Source organism: Thalassolituus sp. ST750PaO-4 (assembly GCF_020320405.1).
GTDB classification, from domain to species: Bacteria; Pseudomonadota; Gammaproteobacteria; order Pseudomonadales; family Oceanobacteraceae; genus Venatoribacter; species Venatoribacter alkanivorans.
Genome location: NZ_JABVCB010000013.1, coordinates 734780 through 747927, shown reverse-complemented (window position 1 = coordinate 747927; position 13148 = coordinate 734780). Strand labels below are relative to the sequence as shown.

General features: G+C 53.1%; 7 protein-coding genes. All 7 read right to left on the bottom strand.

Annotated features, from left to right (window positions below; all coding sequences use genetic code 11):
- Position 1 precedes the first annotated feature (1 nt).
- The 7 genes from HUF18_RS18835 to HUF18_RS18805 all read right to left on the bottom strand — a co-directional run bounded on the left by HUF18_RS18835 (position 2) and on the right by HUF18_RS18805 (position 12971).
- Positions 2-1129 (bottom strand): hypothetical protein, encoded by a 1128-nt coding sequence (locus HUF18_RS18835; protein WP_225693433.1) that lies wholly within the window; start codon positions 1127-1129, stop codon positions 2-4.
- Entirely contained in the window at positions 1126-3915 is a 2790-nt protein-coding gene (locus HUF18_RS18830) for a phosphoenolpyruvate synthase (protein WP_225693431.1), read from the bottom strand. Before HUF18_RS18830 ends, HUF18_RS18835 begins: the two co-directional genes overlap by 4 nt.
- Positions 3912-6686: a phosphotransferase gene (locus tag HUF18_RS18825; protein ID WP_145465917.1), complete on the bottom strand. Its 2775-nt coding sequence runs from the start codon at positions 6684-6686 to the stop codon at positions 3912-3914. Before HUF18_RS18825 ends, HUF18_RS18830 begins: the two co-directional genes overlap by 4 nt.
- Positions 6683-7645 (bottom strand): UbiA family prenyltransferase, encoded by a 963-nt coding sequence (locus HUF18_RS18820; RefSeq protein ID WP_225693430.1) that lies wholly within the window; start codon positions 7643-7645, stop codon positions 6683-6685. Before HUF18_RS18820 ends, HUF18_RS18825 begins: the two co-directional genes overlap by 4 nt.
- 35 nt (positions 7646-7680) lie before the next feature.
- Positions 7681-9978 (bottom strand): efflux RND transporter permease subunit, encoded by a 2298-nt coding sequence (locus HUF18_RS18815; protein WP_225693428.1) that lies wholly within the window; start codon positions 9976-9978, stop codon positions 7681-7683.
- Between the two features lie 450 nt (positions 9979-10428).
- Positions 10429-11970 (bottom strand): DHA2 family efflux MFS transporter permease subunit, encoded by a 1542-nt coding sequence (locus tag HUF18_RS18810; protein WP_225693426.1) that lies wholly within the window; start codon positions 11968-11970, stop codon positions 10429-10431.
- Positions 11967-12971 (bottom strand): HlyD family secretion protein, encoded by a 1005-nt coding sequence (locus HUF18_RS18805; protein ID WP_225693424.1) that lies wholly within the window; start codon positions 12969-12971, stop codon positions 11967-11969. Before HUF18_RS18805 ends, HUF18_RS18810 begins: the two co-directional genes overlap by 4 nt.
- Positions 12972-13148: the final 177 nt, after the last annotated feature.

Sequence of the window (13148 nt, the reverse complement as noted above, 5' to 3'; positions counted from 1 at the left end):
ATCAGCCTTCCTGAGCAGCCGCACGGGCCAGCTGTTTGGTAAACAGACCGTACACCCGCACTTCTTCGCCGTTGTGGGCATAACGCAGTGACGGATTATCTTCACGCACCAGGGCTGCAGCCACACGCTGATAGTGAGGTGCCGCCCAGCAGGTCAGCTGCATCGACATCAGGGTGAACAGACCGGCCTGACGATAATCGGGATGAATAGCCCCGGTTTTCGCCAACGCCAGACGCGGCTCAGGCAACAGTGCCGCATGCTTGGCGTAGCTGATATCCGCAGCCTTCATCAATGAGCCAGCAACCTGCAGCGGACTGTAATCCGGATAACACAGGAAAAATCCGGCAATGGCGCCGCTCTTATGCCGTACCAGTACCGACGACTGCGGGCAGAGCTTGCGCGCAAAAGGCTCACCACAGGCGGCGACAAACTGTGCTTCGCTGATCGGGCTGTAGGCAAAGTTCTGGCGAAACATACGGTCGATTAACGGATACAGCTCCGGCAGATTATTCATCCAGGTGTCGCCATCCAGACGGCTGACAATAAATTCACCCTGCAATTGCTGTAACGCCTGCGCCAGTGGTTTTTCCATCTGTAGCGCCAGTGCCGGTAAATTATTATTAATGCGGGTGTAATAGCGGTAATGAATGTCGTAACCCAGCGCCTGTAACTGCTCGCCATAACTGAGCGGATTATAGGGTTCGCCGGCAAATACCGGCCCCGGCATACCGCCCTGCTCATCGGCTAAGCGCAAACGGTACGGGCCGTAGGTATTAAAATTAATCGGCCCGTAAATACGCTCCGCTCCCTGCTCCGCGGCCCAGCGCTCAAAGCGGGCGAATAAATCCCGCTGCGCATTCAGTACCGCGTCGGTGTCGCCGCTGTTTTCCCAGAAACCGAAATAGGCAACAGCTTCATCATTAATACGCTGCTCGGGATTAAAAAAACCGGCTAAACGACAACCTTCTGCGGTTTCTGCCCAGGCACGGCCAGTGCGGAAATAATCATTTGCCGTACTGAACTGACGGCGCACTGCAGCTTCGTCTTCACCCAGCCAGAAGGCATCGTCACTGTAACGCTCACGGGCAATACGGAAAAACTCATCACTCAGTTCCGGGATGCTGTTCATGCCACCGACTCCTCGGCCGCAGACACAGACTCGGCGGCATTAAATTCCAGCCGTTCTACACGGCCACTGGAACCATCCATGCGCACCAGCTCCTGGTCGGCCAGTAATTTGGTTAACCCCGGAATGCCCACCACCGCAGGAATTCCCAGCTCACGGGCCACCACCGCCGAGTGACTGAGGGTTGAGCCACGCTCCACCAGGATACCGCCGGCAGTCGGAAATAACGGTGCCCAGCCCGGATCGGTACGTACGGTGCAGAGAATCTGACCATTTAAATTCAGCTCATCGTCCGGTGAGAAAATCAGCCGCACTTTCTGCTCAACAATACCCGGATAACAACCGGTGCCCTGCAGACTGCCATCGGCGGCTGCGGTTTCTTCCTGAGCATGCGGATATTCAAAGCGGTTATTGCAGTACAGTGGCCCACGGGTGTGGAAATGATGCGGCGGTTCATCCGCTTCGTAAGACGCGAACTCCGCACGACGGATTGCCACCAGCGGTTTTAAATCAGCAGTCACCGAACGGCCATCGGCATAGGCGTAGATTTCTTCCAGCGTCAGATAAAAAATATCCTCGGCCTGCTCAAGTTGCGAATAAAACGCCAGCTGCTCACCGAGCTGACGGAAAATATCGCGGTACAGACCAAACATCCGGGTACGCGCCAGACGCATATTCTCGCGGTTGCGGATGGCATCGCGCAGGCGGCTTAAATCACGCTGGAATTTTTTTAAGCTACGGCGACCAAATTGCTTCTGCAACGCCGGCAATACGGCCTGTTCTGCTTCGGCACGGAAACGGGCTTCGTTTTCGGCCAGCGTCGCCAGGGTCAGATCGTCACGGCTTAAAAAGTTTTTCAGCACCGCAAACATAAAGGATGCATCCTGACGCAGCGTTACCGACTCCAGCTTCAGCTCGCCCATGGTGCGGTCGCCGTACAGTTCAATGTACTGCAGACAGCGGCTGTGGAAATCCGGGAATTTTAATTGCAGCAGAACCAGAAGCTGATCGTTTGGCTGATCTTTTAAGCACGACAGCAATTCCGGCTGCGTGCGCGCTTCATCGCATAAACGCAGCAGGAATTTGGTAGGTTCAGTACTTTCGATGCCTTCTTCACCGGACAGCAGGTTGTTCTGTACCAGTGCCGGATTTTCTACGCCGAGTTTTTCCAGCCAACGGTGTACCTTGCCATTCATCATCATTACGTAAAAATCGTTAACGATGGGCGTGGTCCAGTTATTCAGCAGGGTTTTATCCAGCGTACGGCTGAGGCTGATTAATGCATCCATGCTCAGGCTGTGCAGTTTATTGCGCTCGACCCGGGCATATTCAGCGGCAAAGTGCGCGCGGAATTCAGCCACCAGATCATCCATTCGGCGGAAACGGCTGAGCATGGCAAACAATGCGCGCAACATCTGCGGCAGGCGTGCCAGCTTTTCGCGGCCACTCAGTTCGCGATCCTGAATCAGATCTACCGGATCGGTCAGGCCCATCATGCGTTCCATATCGGCTTTATTGGTACGGAAAGATGGCAGGAATAATAAACCGCGATACCAGTTATTAATGTTGTAATACACCCGGCCACGAATCAGGCCGAGCATATTTTCCAGCATATCCTGATGCTGCTGTACGACATTTTCACGTACACCCAATAAACGCAGGGTCTGCTCGTATACGGTTTTATAAGCGCGGTTGGCAAAGCTGAAGGTCAGCGGTGTGGTTACCCCACAATAGGATTCCTGAATATTGGAATTATCCCAGACCTGCAAACGGTCGGTATCGGGGTTCTGTTCCGGTAAACGCGTCACCGGACGCGCCTGCAGAATATAAAACGCACCGTCTTTCAGGCACCATTCAATATCCTGTGGTGCGCAATAGGCTTCCGCAATGCGGCGTCCCAGATCACGCAGGGCAAAAATCTGCGTGTCGGTTAAACAGGCAACCGTACGTTTATCGGCGGCCACTTCCTGTTCACGGGTACCACCCTGCTCAGCATCCTGCACCAGACACAGGTCTTTATCATTGACCTGCACGCTGAGTTCATTGCTGTTTAAACGCACGCTGATTTCATCGGCATTGCAATGGCCGGAAACCAGACCTTCACCACAACCCCAGGTAGCCGAAATAAAAGCTTCGCCACGATCACCATTTACCGGGTTGGCGGTAAACATCACACCGGCCACATCGGCATCAATCATGCGCTGAATAATCACCGCAGCATTAATATCGGTCAGGCCCAGACCTTTCTGGATGCGATAAGCCAGAGCGCGGGCATTAAAGGCACTCTGCATCACGGTAATAATGGCCGCGGCAATCTGCTCTTCACCACGCTGATATAAGCAGCTGTCCATCTGTCCGGCAAAAGACGCACCTTCAGCATCTTCACCCACCACCGATGAGCGCACCGCCCACCAGCCATGTGCCAATGCATCGCTGCCAATGGCCGTGCGTACGTCGTCGGCAATGGCAATTAATAAACCGCCATCACGGATTTTCTGCTGAATCCCCTGGGCAACCTGTTCCAGCGCGCTGCTGTCGGGTTTATCGCCCAGTGACGCCAGTTCGGTTTCAATCCACTGCTCAAGATTCAGCGAGCGTAACTGTGCACGGAAAGCCGCAACGGGTACCACCCACCATTGCGGCACCTGAAGACTATTAATGGCCAGAGTCTGGCGGCTTAAAAATGCCAGGTTAAAGGCTTTGCCACCGACCTGATCAGCACTCAGCGCTGCGGCCTGCAGTGCATCCAGACAATAATTAGCCGGGCTGTTTACAGTGTCTTTTTTCACAGGCTTTGATCTCCGTTTTCCAGACGCTGAATTTCCAGATCCAGCAGACGACGGAAGGTACGCACCACCCGCTCCATAAACGGATAATGACGGAAGGTATGGGCCATCACATACATAGGTACACGGTTAACAACCAGATCCCACAGTGTCAGGGTAAAGCCATAACGCCATTGTGCAGCATCCAGCGTAACGCCAGCGGCCTGTTCCAGTTGCACACGGTGACGCTCAATTAAGGCTTCCACCAGCTGCGGATCAAAATCCGGATTCAGGGTAAATACCAGCAATTCAGCCAGATCGTGTTGCGGTGCCTGAACGGTCGCCAGTTCCCAGTCGTAAGCGCAGAGTGTCAGTTCACTACCCTGACGACGGAAGGCAATATTGCGCGGATTAAAATCGTTATGGATCAGGGTTTTCGGTAAGGCATCCAGCTGCGGATACCACTGCTCCATGCTGTACACGCGATCGCGGAAGCGCTCCATATCACCGGCACTGAACCACTCCGGGAATTCCTGCTGGGCGTGAGCACCAAGCATTTCCCACAGGCGGGTTTTTTCCAGCATATTGGCGGTATTCGGTGCGTCGCAGATCCAGTCCTGAGTCAGCAGTTCGTCTTCGCGGTTCAGCCAGATACTGTGCACCTGAGCAATGCCATCAACGGCGGCATTAAAGTGTTCGGTCGTCCAGCCGGAAGTGTCGTCAGCGGAATCCATTAATTCCAGACCGTCGAGATATTCCTGCACCAGAACATAGGCTTCACGTGAGGCATCCGCCCAGGCCATATAGGTGGTCGGAGCAACACGGCGGAAACGTTCATCCTGCTGCGCCATCACTTCCAGCTCACGCACATGACAGCCACGGAAACCAACATGCTTGCGGAATTCGTTGTAAGCATGCGCCAGACGGGCATCACACATCGACGCCATAGAGTTAAGCATCAGGATAACTTCGTCATCCAGCGGCTTCACTTTAACCATTACATCCAGCGTCTGATCGGCATCGTCCAGTGTCAGGCGGAACGGATAATGGCCAACCAGCTTATTGATTTTATGTGCTGTCAGTTCGGTAATAATGCTGCTGCCTTTACCCGACAGGCTCAGACTCTGCTGCGCACTGACCTGCACGTTGCGGTTTAAACCCTGCGATAATGCACGGCTGAAAAACTCCGGATTTAAATCACCGAGTTTTAACCATTCTACCGGGCGGTTACGGCCGAGTTTTTCGTGAGCGCGGGCAAACTGGTCGCTGGCAATGGCCGACAGCGTGGATAAATCAAGCGCCAGACAGTAACCGGCAATCACTTCGGCCAGTTTATGCGCACAGCCGGGGCCAGCACAGCCAATCATCTGCAGGCATTCTTTCTGCTGCGGCAGACTGGTGCCGCCACCAACCGTACCGACCACCAGACTTGGCAGGCGCAGCGTGGCGTAAATCGCATTATCATCGGTCATTTCCATATGCAGCTGGCCGATGGCCGACTCGTGTACACAGGCAATGTCCTGACCGGTGGCGGTAAACATCGCACCGATCACGTTGGCGATATTAATATTCAGACCGACCATACCGGCCGCAATACTGCCGCCGACAAAATGGTTATAGGCGGTGAACAGTTCGCGCGCGCTGACTTTTAATACCTTACGGCAGACATCATCGCTGAGTACGGCTTCTGCCAGTACGCGCACACCACGGCCACGCAGGAAAGAGTTATAGGTAACTTTTTTATCGTTGGAGAGGTTGGCCTCAACCATAAAGTTTTCGAACTCAATCCCTTCGAAAGCACGCATTTCGGCCAGAATCCACTGACACGCCTGCCAGGTGCAGGTGGTGGTCATATTCTGACCCGCAGCATCACCGGTTTCATACACAAACTGTACGTGCACCGTGCGGCCCATTAATTCGGTATGCACTTCCACCAGATTGGCATAGTTCGAATATTTACGGGTTTGGGCGGCAATTTCGTTCTGATGGTCTTTTACCCATTCGGCAAAAAATAACGCCGAAGATAAATCGCTTAATACGAATACCGGTACGCGCAGCATACGCTGGCCCAGTACCCGCACATTCACACCACCGGCACGGGAAATCGCTGTGGCACCACGGGTAGCCGATGCCACCAGTGCACCTTCAGAAGTTGCCATTGGTGCATAAAATAAACCGTTCGCGTGTTCGCCACGGATATGCAATGGCCCGGCCACACCCACCGGAATTTCGACCGTACCGATTAACGCTTCGATATTACTGACCAGCGCTTTCGGATCGAGAGTAATGTCCGCTACCCGCTCCATCGCCGCACCGGTTTCTGCGCGGACAAAACCCAGACGCTCCTGACGGGCCTCTTCGGTGTATAAACCACGCGCCGGCACTTTCGGCAACGTCAGTTCGTCGTATAAACGGCCATCATCTTCTGCCGCACGCTGACGCAGCGCATAACTGATCTGCCACAGCTGGCGGCTGTTTTCGGCGGTGTTTTCACCATCGGTATCGTTACGCAATACCAGACGCCATAATTTAGAATTCTGCGCGACTTCCAGTTTGCTGATGATTAAATCGCGCAGCACATATTCTTTGTCGGCCAGAACCAGAGTCACCGTGGTAAAAGCAGCATCCAGCTGCCATTGTTCACAGGGTTCAGCCAGCACGCATAAATGGCTTTTGGAAACATCCACGGCTTCGGCATTGCGCCAGTTATCACCGCACTGAAGGCGTACGCTGGCGTTCTGTTCAGGGCTGAATTCATAACGGGCTTGAGTAGTATAAACGCGGGCCTTTTTCATACGGCAGCTCCCAGCAGGTGAATGTTTAATGCAGCAGCGATAATCACCACCAGATAGCCCAGCAACATCGTCAGGGCGACGGCTTTCTCGTTATTTTCACGGCCGCTTTCATGGGGGGATTGTTTGAATTTGAAAACAGCTTTAAGAGCCAGTACCAGAACCAGTACCAGCAATATGGCATAAACCACTAATACTGCGACATCCAGCAGCCACAGTAATACCAGCTGGTTCACCACCATGGCGCAGACCAGCGCAATGACCAGATTAGCGGCACCCTGTACGCCAAGGATGCGCGAGTAAGAATCGACCGTTTCGCGCTCTTCTTCCGGGCCACGGGTTTTACGGGTAATTTCAAAACAGAAGCCGCTGATAAACGCCAGGCTCATCATCGCCATTAAAGGTGCAGAATTCAGTAGCTGCATCACCGGCAGTTGTGGTTGTGCCATCGCCGCCAGCCAGAGCACGATCAGCGGCATAATCGCCATATGGCTCAGGGCATACAGCAACAGACGTTTTTCCAGCCAGGCGCCACAAAAAAACTCGGCACCCATTAAACACAGGTAAACAAACATCACGGCCCAGACGATCAGGGTATCGGTACCCAGAAACAGGCTCCACAGCAGCTGGGCAATGACCGCAATAATGCCCAGACTTTTCAGATGCGTCAGAGTAATGCGGCCACTCTGCAGTACACGTTGCGGGTGGTTTTTAACATCCAGCTCGTAATCTTTATGTTCATCGAAAATACGGATGGTTAAAAACAACGACCAGGTAATCAGGCAGGAAACGATATCGCTCCAGTTAAAAAACCATTCGCCCTGACTGGCACGAACAACACTGGCGGTGACCAGATAAAGAATAAAAAACAGCAAGGCATTGGCGAACGGAAAACGTTCGTCCATCCAGGCGCGGATACGGCGCAGCAACGGCTCGCCGGCAATAACAGCAGAGTTAGTCATAGAGAGGTCTCATTAATTGAATAAATCAGAAAAATTCAGTCGCGATCCAACAGCATCAGCAACAAAGGTAAAAGAATAAGATCGGCCAGTAAGGCAACGATAACCGTCAGAGCCATCAGCCCACCCATGCCCCAGGTGGGCGAAAAAGGTGACAACAGCAACAGTGCAAAACCGGCGGCCAGTACCAGGCTGGTAATAATCATGGCCACGCCAACGGTAGAAAATGCGTATTCGATGGCCGCTTCGGTGCTTTCACCTCTGGCCCTGGCGCTGCGGTACTTGGCAAGAAAATGCACGGTGTCATCAACCACCAGACCAAGACTCATACAGGCAACAATGCTCAGCCCCAGATCAACATGGCCGCTGATATAACCCCAGATACCGTAGGCCAGCAGTGCCGGCAGTAAATTCGGCACCAGACTGATCAACCCGAGGCGTACCGAACGCAGTACCAGCATCATGACCGCCGAAATTAATACCAGCGCCAGTAATGTGCCCTGAAACAGGCTGATGCTGTTACGGTCAGAAATCTGGGCAAATACCATATCCAGCCCACTGCCCGGAGCGATACTCAGCGCCGGAGTATGTTCTGCCGCCCAGTCGAGTAACGCCTGATCAAAGGCCACTAATTCACGCGATGTACGCTTGAATAAATGCACGGTAAAACGGCTGGCGGTCTGATCAATAGTAAGACGCTCATTCAGACCCATGCCAAAAGGCAGAGACATTTCGTACAGCAGCATTGCCTGAGCGACCTGCTCATCGGAAGCGGGAATGCGGTAGTAATTTTTATCGCCATCATGCAGTGCCTGATTCAGTGTCAGTAATGGCTGATGCAGACTGTCAACAAAACCGACTTCGGCAAAGGTTTCCAGATGCTCAGCCAGTTGCTGCAACTGTTGCATAGGTTCGGTACGGTACAGCGAGCCACCATCCTGTGCCGCGATGCGGTACTGAATAAAATTAACGCCGTTAAGTTTATCGTTCTGCAGATCCAGTGCCTGGCGAACCGCAAAAGATTCATCGTAATACTGATGCCACTGTTCATTGAATTTCAGCTGACTGACACCTGCTGCCAGCATCGCTGAAACAATGACCGCCCCCAGCAGTAACGCCCGCGGATGCGGCTGCAATACCCGCTGCCAGAATGTCAGCAATAAACCACTGAGCCATTGTCCGGGATGCGCCAGCGTCCGGCCCGGCTGTATTTTTGGCTGTGGTAAAACACGCAATGCGGCAATAAACAGAGTCAGACTCAGCACCGCAGCTAACAGCGCGGCAAAAGCGACTAAATTGCCCAGGTCGCGATATGGCGGAGACTCACTGAAATTCAGGCACAACAAACCAAGCGCAGTAGTAATCGAAGTAATCCACACCGGACGGATATTGGATTTAACCGCTTCCGCCAGTGCAGGTACTTTGCTCATACCGGCACGCAGCCCATGCTGATAGGTCGCCAGAATATGCAGACAGTCAGCAATTACGATAATCATAATCATCGATGGCACAACACCCACCACCGGAGTCAGGCGTGCCGTTGTCAGTCCCAGCGCACCGGCCCACCCCAGAGCACCAAAGGTCGCCATTACACTCAGCAGCGTCAGGGTTAATGCCAGAAAAGTACCGGCCAGAGAGCGGGTCAGAAAAAAGATACCGGCGAAAATCAGCAGATAACTGGCCGGAATCAAGGCTTCCATATCACGCTCTACGGCTTCAGCCAGCGCCAGATTAATAATCGCCGTACCAAACAGCTGCACATCCAGATACTGCAATTCTGTGGCGGCGAGTAATTCACGGGTATAGGCGACCAGTTCGGCGGTTGCTTTTTCGTCACCGTCCGGTAATGAAAGGCTGACAATAATTAATGCCAGATCGCCGTCTTTATTGACCAGACGATTCAACAGATCGGGTTGAGTCCGGATATATTCCAACTCACCCGCAATATCCCAAGCAGACGCTTGCTCGGGCCGATAGAAATCATCGATATTAATATTGTCATCAGCAGACTGAATACGCTGATAATTGGTAAGAGAATCTACCCGACGGGCGTAGGGAATTTCCCAGGCGGCCTGGGTGAGTTGCGCAATTTCATTCAGCGCAAGGGGATCAAGCACAGTGGCTGACGATGACGGCCGCAACAGAAACGTCAGCGTATCCTGTTTATTAAAATCCTTTTCAAGCTGCTCAAAGCTCAGCAGCTGCGGATTATCAGCACTGAAATAAACCCGGAAGTCTGACACAAATGACAGCTTTGTCGCCCCTGTTGTCAGACTTATTATTAGTATCATGGCGGCAACAATAACCAGCCACGGATAACGCAGTGAGAATGACACGATAAAATCCTTTTAGCCTTGCTAAAAAAAACTGGCACATCGTTTGCCATCAGCGGCTTTAGAATAATCGTTGTAACAATGCCCGGAACGGCCGCGGATATTACCCAGAGCATTCCCTTAAGGCCAGAGACTGAAAAAGAAAAAATAAGAATTAATGCAACTTATCCGACAATTTTTTACTGAGGACAAATAGCATCCGGAATGCAATCACGCATCCGGACAATATTACTCACCAATCAGGACAGCTGCGCAATATCTCAGACGTTGTTAACAAATTTATAAATCCAATAATAAAGAATTATATAAACAAATCCGGGATGGATAATTGACGCAAAACGGGCCGCAGGAAACTTTCGGAAGCGGGCAGGTTTACCGGCCAGTTGCAGAATCGGCAACAAAAAAGCCGCAGCCGGAAAACTCCGCCTGCGGCTTTAATAACAACCGGCAATATTAATGAACAGCGGCTTCAGCCCCTGCTGCCTGCTTATCAGCCGAACGGATCGCCAGCGATGCCAGGGCAGCAACCATCAGGGTCAGCCCGAGCACAAAGAAAGCCTCGTTATAAGACATCACCATGGCCTGCTGAGTTACTTCCTTCATCAAGACACCATAGCTCTGATCGGCACTGCCCCCGCCACTCTCCAGAGCGCCTCCGAGCAGGCGCAGGTATTCCGCCAGATTCTGACTGCCACTGACCAGCGTCTGTTTAAGCTCGGCCAGATGGTAATCGGTGCGTTCCGACAGCAGGGTTGCCAGCAGAGCAATCCCCACAGCGCCGCCCAGGTTACGCATCACATTAAACAGCGTAGAAGCCGAGGGAGCGTCTTTGGGGTCGAGATTCTGCGACGACATAATCGACAGCGGCACCATAATAAATGGCTGTCCCAAAGCACGAACCAGCAGTGCCGGAATAAGATAAGAGCCGTTGTAATCGATGCTCATATGCATATTCATCCACATACTGCCGCCGACCACAAAGAAGCCAAAAGCCACCAGATATTTGGCGTCAATAAATTTCAGCAGACGGGGAATCAGCGGAAAGAAAGGCAACTGTGGAAAGCCGACCCACATTAATACCAGGCCAATATCCAGCGCCGTATAGTCATGTACCGATGCCAGATATAACGGCACCAGATACACCGAGCCGAATAAACCTGCACCAAGAACAAAGTACGCCACACAGGCGAGAGAAAAATCGAGGCTGCGGAACAGGCGCAGATCCACCAGCGGATGTTCCGTAGTCAGCTGTTTGCGCACAAACAGAAACAGGCTCATGGCCGAAACCAGCCCCAGCCAGCGGATATATTCGGCATCAAACCAATCGTCGCGCGCGCCTTCTTCCAGCATGATCTCCAGACAGCCCAGGCCGAGAGCCATGGTCAGCATGCCGAAAAGATCGATTTTTTTAAGCTGTTCCGGATCACCTTCTTCTTTATCCAGACCCGCCGCCAGCAACATTAATACAGCGATACCGGGAATAACATTCAGATAGAAGATGTAATGCCAGCTGAAGGCTTCGGTCAGCCAGCCGCCCAGCGTCGGGCCAATGGTTGGCGCGAAGGTCGCTGTAACACCAAACAACGCCATTCCCAGAGGACGCTTATCCAGCGGCAGCAGGGTAATAATCAGGGTAAAGGCCATCGGAATCAGCGCGCCGCCACTGAAGCCCTGCACGGCGCGGAAGACAATCATCGACTCCAGATTCCAGGCAAAAGAACAGGCCAGTGAGGCGAGAATAAATATCGTACCGTTCCACAGCAGATAACGCCGCGGCGATAGCCAGGCAGCAAAGAAACCACAGAGCGGAATAGCGATCATCTCGGCGACCAGATACGAGGTCGCAATCCAGGAAGATTCTTCCAGCGTCGCACCCAGCGCTGCCTGAATATCCTTCAGCGATGAGTTGGTAATCTGGATATCGAGAATGGCCATAAAAGCGCCCAACAGAGCGCCACTGATGGCCAGCCAGTGCTTGGGAAAGCGCTCGCTCATTCAGTAAAAACCGTCACTTCCAGCGACATGCCCGGACGCACCGCGCTCAGATCCTGATCTTCATCAAACAGAATTTTTACCGGTAAACGCTGAATCACCTTGGTGAAATTGCCGGTCGCATTCTGTGGTGGCAGCAACGCAAATTCAGAGCCGGTGGCAGCAAAGAAACTGTCGATATGGCCCTTCAGTACTTTGCCGCCCAACGCATCCACATGAATATCGACGGCCTGACCGACCACCATAGCGGCAACCTGGGTTTCTTTAAAATTGGCGTACACCCAGATCGGTTCAGTCACCAGACTGAGCAGACGGATACCCGGCTCAACACTCTGCCCCACCTGCACCTGACGACTGGTTACAATCCCCGCACGCGGCGCACGGATGGTGGTGTAATCCAGCTCCAGCTGCGCCCGCTGTACCGCCGCCGCAGCCTTGGCCACCTCGGCAGCCAACTGTGGCTTTTCACCACTCAGCGTCACCAGGTTGGCCTGCTGTGCAGCCAGCTGAGCCTTGGCCTGATTGAGGCGCGCCTGCGCCGCTGCCTTATTCAGTTCGGCCGCATCCAGATCATCCTGCGACACATATTGTTTGCCCATTAACTGCAACAGGCGATCAGCCTGCTGCACCGTACGGCGCCATTCGGCATCGGCGGCAGCCACGCTGGCACGGGCGGCGACAATCTGCGATTGCTGGGCGTTCTCACGGTCGGCCAGATGCACCAGACGCGCTTCCGCCTCGGCCTGCACAGCCTCGGCCTCCGCCAGCTTCGCCTGATACAGCGCCGGGTCGAGCTGCAGCAGCACATCACCTTCGGCTACCAGGCGGTTGGCCGGTGCAGGAGTCGCCGTTACCGTCCCCGAAATACGGCTCATGACCGGCACGATATCGGCTTTTACATAGGCATTATCAGTATCTTCACGGCCCTGATGCCACCACCACCAATAACCACCGGCCAGCAGCAGAACGACCAGTAACACGCTTAGTTTTTGTTGTTTAGACATGTCAGACCCAGAAAATACTACGAAAATCGTAGCAGTCTAACGGTAATGTGTTCAGTGTAAACAGAGGTTTTGTAGCCAAACTGTTTCAATATTCCGACCAATTCTGGCGAATTAGACACCTCAGCGGATGAAATAAGACAATTCCGCGCAATATTCCGGCAAATAAGCCCACAACCA

Excerpts from the sequence above, each read along its gene's own strand:
- HUF18_RS18835 (WP_225693433.1), bottom strand. The coding sequence starts at position 1,129 with ATGAACAGCATCCCGGAACTGAGTGATGAGTTTTTCCGTATTGCCCGT.
- HUF18_RS18825 (WP_145465917.1), bottom strand. The coding sequence starts at position 6,686 with ATGAAAAAGGCCCGCGTTTATACTACTCAAGCCCGTTATGAATTCAGC.
- HUF18_RS18820 (WP_225693430.1), bottom strand. The coding sequence starts at position 7,645 with ATGACTAACTCTGCTGTTATTGCCGGCGAGCCGTTGCTGCGCCGTATC.
- HUF18_RS18810 (WP_225693426.1), bottom strand. The coding sequence starts at position 11,970 with ATGAGCGAGCGCTTTCCCAAGCACTGGCTGGCCATCAGTGGCGCTCTG.
- HUF18_RS18805 (WP_225693424.1), bottom strand. The coding sequence starts at position 12,971 with ATGTCTAAACAACAAAAACTAAGCGTGTTACTGGTCGTTCTGCTGCTG.